Annotated in this window: 13 protein-coding genes; 11 read left to right on the forward strand and 2 right to left on the reverse strand. The window is 35.8% G+C overall.

The window, feature by feature from the left end; all coding sequences use genetic code 11:
• Positions 1-23: 23 nt before the first annotated feature.
• The 7 genes from glmS (at position 24) to NBX25_RS03420 (ending at position 8,235) form a co-directional block, all read left to right on the forward strand.
• A complete protein-coding gene (gene glmS / locus NBX25_RS03390) occupies positions 24-1,877 on the forward strand; it encodes a glutamine--fructose-6-phosphate transaminase (isomerizing) (protein ID WP_123908851.1) in 1,854 nt (617 codons plus the stop codon).
• A 108-nt stretch (positions 1,878-1,985) separates the two neighbouring features.
• Positions 1,986-3,407 carry a T9SS ring complex lipoprotein PorK/GldK gene (gene porK / locus NBX25_RS03395; protein WP_123859180.1) on the forward strand — a complete coding sequence of 474 codons (1,422 nt, stop codon included), beginning with the start codon at positions 1,986-1,988 and terminating at the stop codon, positions 3,405-3,407.
• Between the two features lie 60 nt (positions 3,408-3,467).
• Positions 3,468-4,160 (forward strand): type IX secretion system motor protein PorL/GldL, encoded by a 693-nt coding sequence (gene porL / locus NBX25_RS03400; protein ID WP_065396532.1) that lies wholly within the window; start codon positions 3,468-3,470, stop codon positions 4,158-4,160.
• A gap of 53 nt (positions 4,161-4,213) precedes the next feature.
• On the forward strand, positions 4,214-5,806 hold the full coding sequence (gene porM, locus NBX25_RS03405; RefSeq protein ID WP_250252860.1) for a type IX secretion system motor protein PorM/GldM: 1,593 nt from the start codon (positions 4,214-4,216) through the stop codon (positions 5,804-5,806).
• A 20-nt stretch (positions 5,807-5,826) separates the two neighbouring features.
• Positions 5,827-6,765: a type IX secretion system ring subunit PorN/GldN gene (porN, locus tag NBX25_RS03410; protein WP_250252861.1), complete on the forward strand. Its 939-nt coding sequence runs from the start codon at positions 5,827-5,829 to the stop codon at positions 6,763-6,765.
• Positions 6,766-6,905: 140 nt separating this feature from the next.
• The gene (locus NBX25_RS03415) at positions 6,906-7,943 is read left to right on the forward strand and encodes an NAD(P)/FAD-dependent oxidoreductase (protein WP_250252862.1); all 1,038 of its coding nucleotides are present in this window, start codon (positions 6,906-6,908) and stop codon (positions 7,941-7,943) included.
• 34 nt (positions 7,944-7,977) lie between these two features.
• Positions 7,978-8,235, forward strand: a complete 258-nt coding sequence (locus NBX25_RS03420; protein WP_250252863.1) for a SemiSWEET transporter — start codon at positions 7,978-7,980, stop codon at positions 8,233-8,235.
• A gap of 55 nt (positions 8,236-8,290) precedes the next feature.
• Here NBX25_RS03420 and NBX25_RS03425 read toward each other — a convergent pair whose 3' ends face one another.
• Both NBX25_RS03425 and NBX25_RS03430 read right to left on the reverse strand, forming a co-directional pair.
• Entirely contained in the window at positions 8,291-8,722 is a 432-nt protein-coding gene (locus NBX25_RS03425; RefSeq protein ID WP_123908846.1) for an META domain-containing protein, read from the reverse strand.
• Between the two features lie 35 nt (positions 8,723-8,757).
• A complete protein-coding gene (locus NBX25_RS03430) occupies positions 8,758-9,150 on the reverse strand; it encodes a hypothetical protein (RefSeq protein ID WP_123908845.1) in 393 nt (130 codons plus the stop codon).
• Between the two features lie 613 nt (positions 9,151-9,763).
• Here NBX25_RS03430 and NBX25_RS03435 point away from each other — a divergent pair.
• The 4 genes from NBX25_RS03435 (at position 9,764) to NBX25_RS03450 (ending at position 16,025) form a co-directional block, all read left to right on the forward strand.
• Positions 9,764-10,150, forward strand: a complete 387-nt coding sequence (locus NBX25_RS03435) for a hypothetical protein (protein WP_250252864.1) — start codon at positions 9,764-9,766, stop codon at positions 10,148-10,150.
• A gap of 150 nt (positions 10,151-10,300) precedes the next feature.
• Complete coding sequence (locus NBX25_RS03440; RefSeq protein WP_123911777.1) at positions 10,301-11,383, forward strand: efflux RND transporter periplasmic adaptor subunit; 1,083 nt, start codon at positions 10,301-10,303, stop codon at positions 11,381-11,383.
• Between the two features lie 21 nt (positions 11,384-11,404).
• The gene (locus tag NBX25_RS03445; protein ID WP_250252865.1) at positions 11,405-14,596 is read left to right on the forward strand and encodes an efflux RND transporter permease subunit; all 3,192 of its coding nucleotides are present in this window, start codon (positions 11,405-11,407) and stop codon (positions 14,594-14,596) included.
• Complete coding sequence (locus NBX25_RS03450) at positions 14,568-16,025, forward strand: TolC family protein (RefSeq protein WP_250252866.1); 1,458 nt, start codon at positions 14,568-14,570, stop codon at positions 16,023-16,025. The genes NBX25_RS03445 and NBX25_RS03450 overlap by 29 nt, the downstream gene beginning before the upstream one ends.
• The last annotated feature ends 242 nt before the right edge of the window (positions 16,026-16,267 follow it).

Below are 16,267 nucleotides of genomic sequence, written 5' to 3' on the forward strand. Positions count from 1 at the left end.
AATAAACATAAGACAAAATAAATATGTGCGGAATAGTAGGATATACAGGTTTTCAGGATGCTTATGAGATCGTAATTAATGGTCTTAGAAGACTGGAATACAGAGGGTATGATAGTGCTGGAATAGTTTTGGAAGGTTCAAACAATAAGTTTGAAGTAGAAAAAACAAAAGGTAAGGTGGAAGATTTGGTGAATATTTCCAAGCAATTAAAAGGAACGGCCAATATTGGTATGGGGCATACTCGTTGGGCTACCCATGGAGTTCCAAGCGACAGAAATTCTCACCCGCATTTGTCAAATAATGGAAAAATAGCTCTAGTACACAATGGTATTATTGAAAATTATGATACCATTAAAACGATGCTTACTGAAAAAGGATTTACTTTCAAATCAGAAACAGATACAGAAGTATTGGTGAATCTTGTACAGTATTTTATGGACCTTAATCCGGAAATTGATTTCCCGGCAGCTGTGAGATATGCTTTAAATGAAGTGTATGGAGCATATGCTATAACAGTACTTCATGAAGATTATCCTGGAGTGTTGGTTGTAGGAAGATTAGGATCTCCTTTAGCGATCGGACTTGGTGAAAAAGAATATTTCATTGCTTCTGATGCTTCTCCTTTTGTAGAGTTTACAAAAGAAGCTATTTACCTTGAAGAAGGCCACATGGCTACCATTTCATTAGAAAATGGAGTAGATATCAGAACAATTAATGACAACTCTAAGATTGAACCTGAAATCCAGGAGCTTAAATTAAGCTTAGAGCAAATTGAAAAAGGCGGATATGAGCATTTCATGTTAAAAGAAATCTTTGAACAGCCTAAGTCTATTCATGATACAATGAGAGGAAGACTTCTTGTTGATGAGGGAGTTATCAAAATGGCTGGAATCTGGGATCATGTAGAAAAGTTCAAAAATGCTAATAGAATAATTATCATTGCTTGTGGAACTTCATGGCATGCAGGTCTTATCGGAGAATACCTTATTGAAGAATATGCAAGAATTCCGGTAGAGGTAGAATATGCTTCAGAATTCAGATACAGAAACCCTATCATTACGGATAAAGATGTTGTTATAGCAATTTCTCAATCTGGAGAAACAGCAGACACAATGGCTGCTTTAAAATTAGCAAAAGAAAAAGGAGCATTTATATATGGTATATGTAATGTAGTAGATTCATCTATTGCAAGAATTACAGATGCCGGTTCTTACACCCATGCAGGTCCGGAAATTGGTGTGGCTTCTACAAAAGCATTTACAGCACAGCTTACTATTCTTACTTTAATTGCATTTAAATTAGGTAAGCATAATGGAAATTTAGGAAATGCTGAGTTTATGAGTTTAATTGCTGAGCTTGATGCTATTCCTAAAAAGATTGAAGAAGTATTAAGTACTACTCATGAGCTGACTCAAAATATTGCAAAAGATTTTGTAAAGGCTACCAACTTCCTTTATTTAGGAAGAGGATACAATTATCCAGCTGCCCTGGAAGGAGCTTTGAAATTAAAAGAAATTTCTTATATCCATGCAGAAGGGTATCCAGCTGCAGAAATGAAGCACGGACCAATCGCTCTGATTGATGAAAATATGCCAATTGTTATTATAGCTCCTAAAAAAGGACACTATGATAAAATTGTAAGTAATGTTCAGGAAATCAAAGCAAGAAAAGGAAAAGTTATAGCTGTTGTTAATAAAGGTGACCGTCAGGTTAGCGAAATGGCAGATTACGTTATTGAAATTCCTGAAACCTCAGAATGTTTCTCTCCAATTGTAGCGTCAGTACCGTTACAACTGCTTGCTTATTATATTGCAGTATATAGAGGAGCGAACGTAGATCAGCCGAGAAATTTGGCAAAATCTGTAACTGTGGAATAAAAATTAGTTGTAAATAAAATAAATTTAGATTTCTTCCGTTATTTCAAAAAAAATCTTAAAAGTTTCTTAAAAAAATTATATATTTACGGCTTAATTATAAAAATTAACATGAAAAGGATATTTCTTTTATTATTGTCTGCGTCGGTAGCATCGGTATCTTGTTCAGGTGGTGGCAGCTCTTCTGTAGGGAAGCCAGGAACAAAAGGAGAATTGATACCAAGAGAAAAAACGAAATCATTTGTTGCGGAACGACCATACGGAATGGTTGCAATTCCTGCAGGTTCATTTGTTGCTGGTTTAGCAGACCAGGATCCAACAAATACACCTGAAAAAGCATCATTGAAGACAGTTACTGTTTCTTCTTTCTTCATGGATGAAGCAGAAACTACCAATGCAGAATACAGGGTATTTATCAACTATGTAAGAGATTCTATCGCAAGAACTCTACTCGCTGAAGCTGCCGGAGAAGGTGGTGATGAAGGTGGTCGTAGAGGAGCAAGCATAGGAGATTATGCATACCTTGCTAAAAAAGAAGAAAATTTAACACCTTATCAAGAATATATGGAAGGTCAGGGGGGCCGTGAAGACGGAACCTATGATGCTAGCAAAAGATTAGACTGGAAAATTCCTTTACACTGGAGTACTTCAAAATACCCGGATGTAGAGTACGCAGAAGTTCTGGAATCTATGTATTTGCCTGCTTCTTCAAGAATTGGAAACGAAAGAATTTTAGATGTAAGTAAGTTGAAGTATACGTACCGTTGGGGAGATATGGATGCAGCGCTTGCAGATAACGAAAGAGGAGCCAATTACCTGAAAAGCCAAAGTATCGCGATTTATCCCGATACTACGGTTTGGGTAAAAGATTTCCACTTTGCTTACAATGAGCCATTATTTGAACAATATTTCTGGCACAAGGCTTACAAAAACTATCCTGTAGTAGGTGTAACATGGGATCAGGCGAGAGCTTATTGTAACTTCAGATCTAAATTGAAAACTGATTACAACGAAAGTCTAAAAAGAAAAAAACAAAGACCATTGCAGTTCCGTCTTCCAACAGAAATCGAATGGGAATATGCTGCAAGAGGCGGTATGCAAAATGCCACTTACCCTTGGGGAGGTCCATACTTAATGGATGACAGAGGTTGCTATTTAGCTAACTTCAAACCTAAGAGAGGTAACTATATGGAAGACGAGAAAAAAGGTACTTATACATATACAGCTCCAGTTAAGAAATTTAAGAAAAATGGATTTGGGTTATTTGATATGGCTGGAAATGTTTCTGAATGGACAGAATCTGCATATAACAACTCTTCTTATGGATTCTCTTCTACACTAAATCCTTCTACTAAAGATAAAAAGGATACTAAAAAATCTGTAAGAGGTGGATCTTGGAAAGATATAGGATATGCGTTAATGACGGGTGCAAGAGACTGGGAGAGAAAAGATTCAGCAAGAAGCTATATCGGATTTAGAACTGTACAGGACATTCCTGAAGCAGCTGTTAAGCCAAGAAGAGTTAACAGATAATAAACCAAAACAATTATTTTTCAATACAATTTTATTTAACATTAAAAAAACTAACTCAATATGTTTAAGACGAAAGATGCTTGGATGAATTTCTTCTATTCATTCGGTGCTGCAATTGTAATTCTTGGAGCTTGGCTTAAAATTACTCACATAACCCTGGGACCAATTAACGGTAATATAGCACTTACTGTAGGGCTTATTACAGAAGCGATTATCTTTATTATCTTCGCTTTCGACCCTCCAAAAACTGAAGAGTCTTATGCTTGGGAAAATGTTTACCCTGAATTATTAGATAAACATGCGAACCCAAACCCATTACACTCAAATGTAACTACTAGAAATACAGGTAACCAATTCGCAGAATTAGAAAACTCTCTTTCTACTAAATTGGATAAAATGCTTGAAGACGCTAGACTAGATGTTCAATTATTTGAGAGACTAAGAACTGGAATTGACAAGTTTTCAAGTTCTGTAGATCAAATCAACCAGACTGTTGACGTTTCTGCTTCTACTCATAAATATAACGATCAGTTGAACAAGGCTGCTCAGCATATGGAAAGTATGAATGCATTATATGCAATGCAGTTGGAAAGCGGTAAGAAACAAGCAGAATTTGCTACTAAATATGTTTCTGATATGCAGAAATCTGTTGAACATTCTGAAAAATTCAACCAAGAGCTACAAGGTTTAACATCTAATCTTAATAACTTAAATAGAGTTTATGGTGGTATGCTAACTGCTATGAAGTCTTAATTCCTAACCATTTCTGAACTTAAACTATTTAATCAAAAAACAAAGAAAAGAGAATGGCACAAGGAAAACAGACCCCTCGTCAGAAGATGATCAACCTGATGTATCTGGTGTTCATCGCGATGATGGCCCTAAACATTGATGCAGAAATCATCAGATCATATTATGACTCTACAAGAGCATTAAATGAAACCAGAACTTTAACAGAAAGAAAGAACGAAAAGATTTTTGAAAAAACGCTGGAAGCTAAAGCTCAGCAGGTTCCGGATACTTACTCAAAACCTTGGGAAGATTATAAATCTTTGAAAACCAAGATTGATGCGTTAGTAAAACATGCTCAGGATATCAAGGATTTACTGAAAAAGCAATCAGAATTTCATGATAAAGATCCTAAAACCGGAAAAGAGATTGACGTAAGTGAAAACTTTGCTGCATTAAATAACAATGAAGCTACTACGGAATATTTCTTTAAAGAAGGAGATGAAAATTCACCATCAAAAAATGCATTAGATCTTAAAGCAAAAATTGATGATGTCAGAAATTACATTAATGCTACTTTTGGTAATAATGAACAGCTTAAAGATTTAGTAGATAGAGCCAACAAATCTCTTATCGCGGAATATCCTAAAGGAAAATCTCCGAATGAGAAAACTTGGTTCCAAAATAAATTTTATCATCAGCCACTTATTGCTGCGATATCTAATTTGGAAATTATCCAAAATGATGCCAGAAATGTACAATCTGATGCATTAGCATTAATGCTTCAGGAGAAAGTAGATGCTAGTATCAAGTTTACAAGCTACGAACCAATTGTTTCAGGACCTACAGATATTCAGGCTGGTAAGCAGGCTGAAGTAAAAGTAATGTTAGGTACTTATTCTAATAGTAATAAGATTAGCATTTCTGGAGTTAGCAAGCAAGAAAATGGTAAAGGTATCATTCCTATTTCAGGAGCAGGTATCGGAGAACATAAACTAGCTGGAACGATTACATTAACAGATGCTTCAGGTAAGCCACAGTCTTTCCCTTGGACGCATACTTATAATGTAATTGCTGGACCTAGAGAAGTAAAACTTGAAAAAGGATTATTACTTTCTGCTGATAAAATGAACGTAATGTATAGAGGATTAGAAAACCCTGTATCAGGATCTATCCTAGGTGCAGATAATTCTAAACTTTCATTATCAGCTCCGGGAGCTTCTGTAAGAAATACAGGCCCTGGTAAGTGGATTGTAAAACCTTCAACAGGTACTACAGTGAAATTGACATTATCTGGAGTAGATCCTTATGGAAAATCAGTATCTCAGGTATTTGAATATAGAATCAAGAATGTTCCGCCACCGCAAGGTCAGATGAGAGGACAGAATGTATTGTCGATGCCGGCAACTTCTATTCCTAACCAATCTGTACAGGCTGCTATTCCTGACTTCGATTTCCCTGTTTCGTTCAATGTAACACAGTTCATGGTAAGAGTACCTGGTAGAGCAGCACTATTGATTCATGGAAATACATTAGGTGAAGCAGCAGGATTAATAAAGAATCTGAGAGCAGGAGATGTTGTATCTATCTTTGATATTAAAGCAACAGCTCAAGGATTGGAAGGCCAACAGATTAAAAACATTACTCCTATTATTATTAATGTTCAATAGGACTAAAATTGTAATTTATTATGAAAAAATATATTAGCACCCTTTTAGTATTAGTTTCGGGATTTGCATTTTCCCAGACTATTCTGAACGCTTCTTCTCCAGAAGAGTTTAGACAGATGAGAGCGGAGAACAAACAAAAAGTTGGTGATACTATTATTGATAAAACAGTAAAGCCTCTTGAATATGGATTTGTGGAAGACAAAGACATCCTTAAGAGTATGTTTGTTTGGGAAATCATCGATATGAATGATAAGATCAATCAGCCATTTTACTATGATAATCCGGACGGTCTTCTTTCTACACCTACTAGATCTCTATACCAGTTACTGTTAGATGCAGCTTTAAGTGGTAAAATTGAGCAGGTGTATGACGACGAAAACTTTACTGTAAAGCTTTCACCGGAGGGAATCCAAAAAAGATTAGAGAACGTTAGAATCAACGATGCTGCTATTGATATTCTAAACTCAGGAAGACAATTAACTGAACAGGAGAAAAAAGAATATACAGACGTATTTAAGACGACTACTGAGAAAGTAAAAGTGCTTAAAATCATGGGAATGTGGTTCGTAGATAAGAGAGACGGACAGATGAAATACAGACCTCTTGGTATTGCAGCAATGGGACCAGATCCTGCAGTACAAGGAGTTATAGGACCAGACGGTAAGCCAATTGCAAGCAATGATGATCTTATCGACCTATTCTGGATTTTCTATCCTAATGCAAGAGATGTTTTAGCAAACAATTATGTTTACAACAGAAAAAACTCTTCTGCAGACTTGTCTTTTGATGATATTATCAATGCAAGAAGATTCTCTTCTGTAATTTATAAATCTTCAAGCGGTTTAGGAGATGGTACCATTAAAGATTATATCCCTAAAGATGCTGATGATCAGTTAGAAGAAAGCGACAGAATCAAGTCGCAGATTCTAGAAATGGAAAATGATATGTGGAATTACTAAATTTCACTTGATATTTATACAAAACCTGAGTATTTTTACTCAGGTTTTTTTTATTATGAAATCGCCCTTTGTTTATTGCTAATCAATAATTAATGATATAGGCGATTACATAGAACCTTTAAATAAATGAAATTTCTCATATGAAAAGTGTAGATTATATTATTGTAGGAGATGGATATGCAGGGCTTTTTTTAGCTCATCAGCTGATTAAAAATAATAAATCCTTCGTGATCTTTTCCGAGGGAAGAAAAAACGCTTCACAGGTTTCTGCGGGCATAATTAATCCTGTGGTTCTTAAAAAGTTTACCACATTCTGGAAAGCTCAGGAGCAAATTGACTTCCTGAAAAGCAGCCTTAAAGAAATAGAATCCTATACAGGAGAAAATTATTTAATCGATGCATCTATTCATAGAATCTTTCATGATGAAAATGAACAGAAGCTTTGGCTCAAAAAATCGGGAAACGAAGAACTTTCGAACTTTTTGGATGAAAATTTTGAGTCTTTAAATGTAGTAAAAAACGACTTTCTCTCCGGAAAGGTAAACCAGTCTGCTAGATTAAATGTTAATGGATTTTTCGCAGGTTTATTCAATTATTTTGAAAAAAATAATTTTCTTATCAGTGAAAAGTTTGAATATGCCAAATTGAATCCATCAGAATCAACGTATAAAGATTTTAATTTTAAAAATATTATTTTCTGTGAAGGAATGGGAGTGAAGGAGAATCCTTACTTTTCAGAAATTACGGTGAACCCGAATAAAGGACATCACATAAAAGTTGAGCTCTCTCAGCCTATTCCGGAAAATATAACCATTAAAAAGAAGCATTTCCTTTTCCCAACTGGAAATGGACTTTATTTCTATGGTGGAACTTATGACCGGGAGCAGCTTCACCATCATATTGATGAATCAGCCGTTAATCAGTTAATCAATGGGTTGTCAGAATTCTATCCTTATGATTTTGAAGTGAAGGAGATCAATTTTGGTTTCAGACCTACGGTAAAGGATAGGAGACCCATTATTGGAAGACATGAAGTCTATAGTAATTTGTATGTTTTCAATGGACTGGGAGCAAGAGGAATTCTGAACGGATGTTATTTCTCAAGAGATCTTTTCCGTTTTATTGAAGAAGATATTCCCCTAGATGAAGAAGTTTCATTAAATAGATTTAATAAATAACTTTTATCAAATGTAATCTTAAAGGCGATACTATATGAATGAAAATCTATTAGGGATTATTGCAGGAGTTCTTACTTCCATATCCATGATTCCACAGCTTGTAAAAGTGATTCGGGAGAAAAATGTTGAAGATATTTCCCTGCTTATGCTTTTGGTTCTTATTTCCGGATTATCTTTATGGGTATGGTATGGCTTTGTAAAAGATGAACTTCCTATTATTTTATCAAATTCATTTGCTGTTTTGGTAAATATTTGCCTTTTGGTTTCCTATATAATATATCATAAAAAGTAAAAAAGACGTCCCCATACAAGGACGTCTTTTTATATTAAATCTAATTATTTTTTTCTTATTCAAGAATGAATTTAGCTAAAGGTGCCATTCTCGCTTTATTTAAAGTTAATGTATTTCCATTAACAGAGTAATTATCAGCGGCAAGGATTGCTTTTGTAAACTGATTTTCGATATCAAGATCCTCACAAGCCATCATGGTAGACATCCCTTGGTTGAATTTGATTCTCATCACATCCTGTTTGATCTCAAAAGTTCCTCCTAATCCGTTACATCCTGCGTGACCTTCATATTTCATCCCATTCATATCAAGTTTGAAATAAGGATTATTTTTTGGGTTCTTTAATGCAATCGGTTGACCGTTAAGCTCAGTTAATTTCCATTTTTTTCCAGTAATATCTGTTGTAGGTTTCTGTGCAGTTTGTGTCTGGCAAGAAACAAGAAATACAGTCAGGAAAAGAGCGGATAAATAGTAATACAAGCTTTTCATAAATTTTAATTTTAAATTTTCTGTTTGTACATAAGCTAATACGATGCCATTTTTGCCGGACCAGACTCTTTTTTTGCCTGTTTAAGATGGAAGAGCACCATATCTACATTCTTCTTTAAAAAAGTGATATTACCTTTAATTTCAGAGTATTGGTACTCTTCATTTGAGGCGGTATAGTCTGGTAAAGCTTCACTTTTTTTAAGGTCATAAGTTTTACCGTTTAAATGTACCGTTGCTGTATTTTTAGTCCGGTTTATAGTAACTTCTATTTTTTCTCCATAGCTGTCAACATATACATTTTTTGAAATGTCATCTGTATTTTCGGGAACAGCAGTGGTAACAGTTTCAGCTTCTTTTCCGGGGTGTTTACACGCTGTTGAGGAAAGAATTGCCAATCCCAAAAGGAGTGTTGTTAATAATTTTTTCATAGTGATAAGTGATTTTAAAGTGTTTCATGAAATATGATATTAATACTATATAAAAATACGAATATTTTTAATAAATATATGTTAATTTTTCATAAACTAACATTGTGTTTTAATCAGATAGGTTTTGTCCATTCTTTTTAAAACATTCTTCCGTGAAACAAAAACTGATTATTTATAGTAAGAATTTTGTGATTGAAGGTGCAGATGATGGTTTTTTAACCGTTTTATTTTCAATAGAATAATGAATTTTTTTTCGTTGTTCATTTGTTGTGTAAATTTTTTGCAAAAATAATTCTAAAATCAGAGAATAACAATATGCTTATATTAATAATTTGAAATTATGATAAATTTTAGTTTTTCAAGTTGATATTTTTCTTGATTCATGAGTTTGTTCTAAATAAAATGTCGAAAAACAAGACACAAGTCAATTGAAAAAGTAAGAACCGAGAAGTATTATGATATGGATGAGGAGCTTAATTGGTTTATAAACGCTTGTTTTCTAATGTATTGCATATTATGTGAAATTTCAGATTCAGGTTATTTAAAGAAGCGTTAAATTTTGTTAATCTATTATGATGATATAATAATCTAGATGTACATTTGCGACTTCAAAATGAGAAACTTTATAGTATATTTTTTAACTGGTCTTTTTCTGCTCTTTGTAGTAGAAAGCAGGCTTAACGTTAAAACGCTACGAAATGACTATTCCGGTCATGTTTCTCATCATTTACCTAAAAGAGCCAATAAGCTGAATCAGACCTATGAAAAACTTTCAATTCAGCAAATGGCAGATACCATAGACAATGCAACTTTAGAACTTGCGGAAAATGACTTTCAGCTGTCTGATGTATTTCAGGCGATTGTTGTTTTTGCCGGAGTTTTCGGTTTGGTCTATATTTTTGGATTAAAGAGTAATAAACAGTTTAGAACGGATATTCATGGGTTTATCTGGGGGATTACTGCCAAAAAGTTTATTCTGATCCGTTCTATAAGAATTTAAAATTTCATTTTTCCTAGTGAGTTTCTACCTGTTTTCAGGTGGGGAATGCTTTACGTTGTGTATGCGGTAATCATCACATCGTACTATTTTCTCTATTACCATTTTATTTCTATTCAAAACATTAACGATTTATAAAACTCTAGAATTATGATAAAAAGAGTTGCCTCAGCTATTGCACTTAGTGTCCTTTTACTGGCCGTAAGCTGCAATAAGAAAAAAGAGGAGAAAGAAGAAGTAACCACTTACCCGGTAACATCTCCGGTAGTGATGGACACTGTAATTAACAAGGAATATGTAGCTCAGATTCAATCTGTAAAGAACATTGAAGTCCGAGCACAGGAAAAAGGATTCCTTGAGAAAATTTTTGTCGATGAAGGTCAGTATGTACAGGCAGGACAAACCCTGTTCCGTATTATGCCTAAACTGTATCAGGCAGAATTATTAAAAGCAAAAGCTGAAGTTGAGCAGGCTTCTATCGAACTGAAAAACGCAAGCACATTAGCCGGAAACAATATTGTATCCAAAAATGAAAAGGCAATGGCTAAAGCTAAACTGGATGCTGCCAATGCAGAAATGAAGCTGGCTCAGATCCATTTGTCTTTTACCGATATTAAAGCTCCGTTTTCAGGAATTATCAATAGAATTCCTTTAAAGTTGGGAAGTTTGGTAGACGAAGGTGATCTGTTGACCTCATTATCAGATAATACAAGCATCTACACCTATTTCAACGTTTCTGAACCGGAATATCTAAGCTATCAGACCCATGCAGCAGACAGAGGAAGTAATCAAGTATCACTGATTACAGCAAATGGCGAAACGTATACCCAAAAGGGAGAAATTCAGACTATTGAAGGAGAATTTGACAATGAAACCGGAAATATTGCTTTTAGAGCGAAGTTTCCAAACCCAGACAAGCTTCTGAGAAATGGAGAAACCGGTAAAGTACAAATGACGATGCCGGTTCACAATGCTCTTATTATTCCTCAGAAAGCTACCTATGAAATTCAGGATCAGAAATATGTATTTGTTATTGATAAAAACGGTACTGCCAGATCCAAAAATATTAAAGTAGCCTATGAACTTCCTGATCTTTATGTGGTAAGCTCAGGAATTTCAAAAGGAGATCAGATTCTTTTGGAGGGTGTTCAGAAGGTGAAGGATGACCAGAAAATAAAAACAAAATTCCAGGATCCTAAAAAAGTTCTTCAATCATTGAAATTAAAAGCAGAGTAGTGGTCTCTAAAATGAAGTAGTATGTTTAAGAAATTCATCCGCAGACCTGTTCTGTCTATTGTAATCTCATTGATTATTGTATTTTTAGGGATATTGTCATTGGTAAAACTTCCGGTGACCCAGTTTCCCTCAATTTCTCCACCTAAAGTAAATATTACCGCAGAATATCCTGGTGCCAACAACGAATTATTGATTAAATCTGTTGTCATCCCATTGGAAAGAGGATTAAACGGGGTTCCGGGTATGAAATATATGACCTCGGATGCCGGAAATGACGGAGAAGCTTCCATTCAGGTGGTATTTGATCTGGGAACAGATCCCAACGTTGCAGCAGTAAACGTTCAAAACCGTGTATCTTCAGTGGTTAACAAATTACCTCCTCTGGTCGTTCGTGAAGGGGTAAAAATTACCCGTGAAGAACCGAATATGCTGATGTACATTAACCTGTACAGTGATGATCCAAAAGCTGATCAGAAATTCCTGTTCAACTATGCCGATATCAATGTGATGTCTGAATTGAGAAGGGTAAGTGGAGTAGGTTTCGCTGATATTTTGGGAACCCGTGAATATGCTATGCGTATCTGGCTTAAACCTGATAGACTTACTGCGTATAATATTTCAGCAGATGAAGTGATGGAAGCATTGAATGAGCAGAGTTTGGAAGCATCTCCGGGGAAAACCGGGGAGAGCTCAGGAAAACGCTCCCAGTCATTTGAATATGTATTGAAATATCCGGGACGTTATAATAATGAAAAAGACTATGGTAATATCATTCTAAAGGCTAAGCCTAATGGTGAATCTATAAGATTAAAAGATGTTGCTGATATTGAATTCGGAAGTTCCATGTATGATATTTATTCTACATTGAATGGAAAACCTTCTGCCGCTATTACTGTAAAACAATCTTATGGATCTAATGCAAGTGATGTTATTAAGAATGTAAAAACATTAATGGCAGACCTTGAGAAAAATAATTTCCCTAAAGGGATGCATTATGAGATCAGTTATGACGTTTCCAGATTCCTGGATGCTTCTATGGAAAAAGTAATCCATACTTTGTTTGAAGCTTTTGTACTGGTAGCTATTGTGGTATTCCTTTTCCTTGGGGACTGGCGTTCCACATTGATTCCTGCACTAGCTGTTCCTGTTTCATTGGTAGGAACTTTTGCGGTGATGTCAGCATTTGGGATTACTCTGAATATGATCTCACTGTTTGCTTTGGTAATGGCCATTGGAGTCGTTGTTGATGATGCCATTGTGGTGATTGAAGCGGTGCATGCCAAGATGGAAGAGAAGAACCTTTCTCCTTTAAAAGCTACGGAGGAAGCAATGCATGAGATCAGTGGAGCAATTATCGCCATTACTCTGGTAATGGCATCGGTGTTTATTCCGATTGCATTTATGTCCGGACCGGTTGGGGTGTTTTATCGCCAGTTTTCGATTACAATGGCATCTTCTATTATTTTATCGGGAGTAGTAGCCTTGACTTTGACACCAGCATTGTGTGCTTTAATTCTTAAAAATAATCACGGAAAAGCTAAGAAGAAAACTCCAATTACGATTTTCCTTGATAAATTTAATAATCTGTTTACGAAAGGTGCTGGAAGGTATGAGAAAATGCTAAATAAGACGGTAACTAAGAAAATGTTCACATTACCTCTTTTATTAGCTTTTTGTGCAGGTACTTATTTTCTGAGTAATTCAATTCCATCCGGATTTATTCCTGCTGAAGATCAGGGGATGATCTATGCGATTATCCAAACACCGCCGGGATCTACGTTGGAAAGAACCAATCAGATTGCAAGAGAACTTTTAAAAGAATCAGAAGATATTGATGGAGTACAGTCGGTTTCATCATTGGCAGGATATGAGATCTTAACAGAAGGTACCGGATCAAATTCCGGAACCTGTCTTATTAATCTTAAGAGCTGGGATGAACGTAAGGAATCAGCTGCTGAAATTATTGAAAAACTGGAAGAAAAAGCCAAAAATATACCAGGGGCCAATATTGAGTTTTTCCAACCACCTTCCGTTCCGGGATATGGTGCAGCAGGAGGTTTTGAACTCCGGTTGCTTGATAAGGCAGGAAGTGGGGATTATCATAAAATGGAACAGGTAAGTAATGATTTTGTAAAGGAGTTAAAGAAACGTCCGGAGCTGGGATCTGCATTTACCTTCTATTCTGCGAGTTTTCCTCAATATATGCTTAAGATAGATAATGACCTTGCTGAGCAAAAAGGAGTGACGATTGAAAAAGCGATGGATAACTTATCTACCTTGATTGGATCCAATTATGAGACGAGTTTTATTCGTTTTGACAGGCCTTATAAAGTGATTGTTCAGGCAGGACCTCAATATCGAGCTTTACCAACAGATTTATTGAAGTTATATGTTAAAAATGACAAAGATCAGATGGTGCCTTATTCAGACTTTATGAGATTGGAGAAAGTATATGGTTTATCTGAGATGACAAGACATAATATGTATAACTCTGCTCAAGTGAGTGGTACTCCGGCACCAGGATACAGTAGTGGGCAAGCTATTCAGGCTATTCAGGAAGTGGCAGATAAAACACTTCCGAGAGGTTTTGGTATCGACTGGGCTGGGATTTCAAAAGATGAAGTAAGCCGTGGAAATGAAGCTGTGTTTGTATTCCTGGTGTGTTTAGGATTCGTTTATCTGATCCTTTCTGCTCAGTATGAAAGTTTTATTCTTCCGTTACCTGTAATTTTATCATTACCAGTGGGGATTTTTGGAGCGTTTCTATGTCTGAAATTGTTAGGACTGGAAAATAATATCTATGCTCAGGTAGCTATGGTAATGCTTATCGGGCTCTTAGGTAAAAATGCTGTGTTAATTGTAGAATTTGCAGTACAGAAAAAGGCGGAAGAAGGAATTCCTGTGATGCAGGCTGCTATTGAAGGAGCTGCCATTCGTTTCCGTCCTATTTTGATGACCTCATTTGCATTCATTGCTGGATTGATTCCGTTGGTGATCGCTACAGGACCTGGTGCAGTTGGTAACCGTACCATTGGAACGGCAGCAGCGGGAGGGATGCTGATAGGAACTATTTTCGGATTGATGATTATTCCGGGATTGTACTACATCTTCGGGACCATAGCTGAAAAATCGAAACTGGCTAAATATGAAGAGGAGAATCCTTTAACAGAACAAACTGAACCTTATGAACACGATGGAAAATTCGAAGACTAAAAATATAATAATAGCTATTGCCTTATCTCTTGTGTTAGCAAGTTGTAAGGCACCAATGGCAACCGTCATAAATGATGAGGTAAAAACAAATATCCCTCAAAATTTCAATCAGGAAGAACAGCAGAATGCGAATAACAACAGTGGAACCACTCCCTGGAGACAGTTTTTTACTGATCCGAATCTGGTAAGCCTTATTGAAACAGCTTTAAAGAACAATCAGGAGCTGATGATCACTCTTCAGGAAATTGAAATTGCCAAGAGTGGCGTTTTAGCTAAAAAAGGAAGATTAACTCCTTCAGTTTCTGCGGGAATAGGAGCGGGGTTGAAAAAAGCTGGCCGTTATACGAGTGAAGGAGCTGGAGATGCCAGTACAGAAATGGAACCCGGTAAACCAATACCAGATCCGCTAGGAAATTTTGAAGCAGGTCTCAATGCGAGTTGGGAAATCGATATCTGGAAAAAGCTGAGAACAGAAAAGGAATCCGCAGTGGCACATTATCTTTCTACGGTAGAAGGGAAGAACTTTGTATTGTCTAATCTTATTGAAGAAGTGGCTGATAATTACTATGAATTATTGGCTCTGGATAATCAATTGGATATTATTCAGCAGTATATCAAACTTCAGCAAAGAGCATTGGAAATTTCCAAAATTCAGAAAGAAGCTGCTGCTGCTACAGAATTGGCAGTGAAGAAATTTGAAGCAGAATTAGCAAAATCCAAGGCTTCAGAATATACCATCCGTCAGCAGATTACAGAAAAAGAGAATGAGATCAATGCGTTGTTGGGAAGATATCCACAACCAATTGTGAGAACAAAGGAAAACTTTATGTCAACGATTCCGCCAACGGTGTATACAGGCATTCCTTCACAATTGCTGGCTAACCGTCCTGATATCAAGCAGGCTGAATTGGAGTTAAAGGCTTCAAAACTGGATGTAGAAGCAGCGAGGAAAGAGTTTTATCCATCATTGGAAATTTCTGCAACGTTGGGACTGGAAGCGTTTAAGCCATCTTATCTGGTGAAAATGCCGGAATCTATTGCTTACAACCTTGTAGGGGAACTGGCTGGGCCACTGATTAATAAAAGTGCCATCAAAGCGAACTTTCAGACTGCGGATGCTAAACAGATTCAGGCATTATATGAATATGATAAAACCATTTTAAATGCTTATCTGGATGTAGCCAATCTGATGTCAAAAGTTAAAAATATAGACCAGTATTATCAATTGAAATCTCAGGAAACAAAAGCGTTGGATCAATCTATTGATATTGCCAACCAGTTGTTCAGAAACTCCAGAGCAGATTACCTTGAAGTTCTTTTAAACCAAAGAGATGCTCTAGATGCTAAAATGGAATTGATAGAAGCGAAGCAAAAACAACTGAGTACAGTAGTAGACATCTATAAAAGTTTGGGTGGTGGCTGGAAATAAAGAAACATCATAATTCAATCAATAAACAGTTAATGTTTTGAGGGTTGGCTCTTCGGAGCTGGCCCTTTTTTGTTTTTGTTACGACAAGTTCTGTCGTTGTGTTGTGGTAGCTTTGGGTAAGATAAGATCATAAAAATGTAATGAAATTCCATAATTCATTACAAATATTTTGTGTTAAATCACATGGATATGATTTGTGCTAACGAAAAAAAGTTAAATTTGTGCGAATTTAAAAAGCTAAT

This window comes from Chryseobacterium sp. Marseille-Q3244, from assembly GCF_940807095.1.
Lineage (GTDB): Bacteria > Bacteroidota > Bacteroidia > Flavobacteriales > Weeksellaceae > Chryseobacterium.

Coding starts and splice junctions, on each gene's coding strand:
- porM (WP_250252860.1), top strand. CDS start 4,214: ATGGCACAAGGAAAACAGACCCCTCGTCAGAAGATGATCAACCTGATG.
- porN (WP_250252861.1), top strand. CDS start 5,827: ATGAAAAAATATATTAGCACCCTTTTAGTATTAGTTTCGGGATTTGCA.
- NBX25_RS03430 (WP_123908845.1), bottom strand. CDS start 9,150: ATGAAAAAATTATTAACAACACTCCTTTTGGGATTGGCAATTCTTTCC.
- NBX25_RS03450 (WP_250252866.1), top strand. CDS start 14,568: ATGAACACGATGGAAAATTCGAAGACTAAAAATATAATAATAGCTATT.
- NBX25_RS03425 (WP_123908846.1), bottom strand. CDS start 8,722: ATGAAAAGCTTGTATTACTATTTATCCGCTCTTTTCCTGACTGTATTT.
- NBX25_RS03435 (WP_250252864.1), top strand. CDS start 9,764: ATGAGAAACTTTATAGTATATTTTTTAACTGGTCTTTTTCTGCTCTTT.
- porK (WP_123859180.1), top strand. CDS start 1,986: ATGAAAAGGATATTTCTTTTATTATTGTCTGCGTCGGTAGCATCGGTA.
- NBX25_RS03445 (WP_250252865.1), top strand. CDS start 11,405: ATGTTTAAGAAATTCATCCGCAGACCTGTTCTGTCTATTGTAATCTCA.
- NBX25_RS03420 (WP_250252863.1), top strand. CDS start 7,978: ATGAATGAAAATCTATTAGGGATTATTGCAGGAGTTCTTACTTCCATA.
- glmS (WP_123908851.1), top strand. CDS start 24: ATGTGCGGAATAGTAGGATATACAGGTTTTCAGGATGCTTATGAGATC.
- porL (WP_065396532.1), top strand. CDS start 3,468: ATGTTTAAGACGAAAGATGCTTGGATGAATTTCTTCTATTCATTCGGT.
- NBX25_RS03415 (WP_250252862.1), top strand. CDS start 6,906: ATGAAAAGTGTAGATTATATTATTGTAGGAGATGGATATGCAGGGCTT.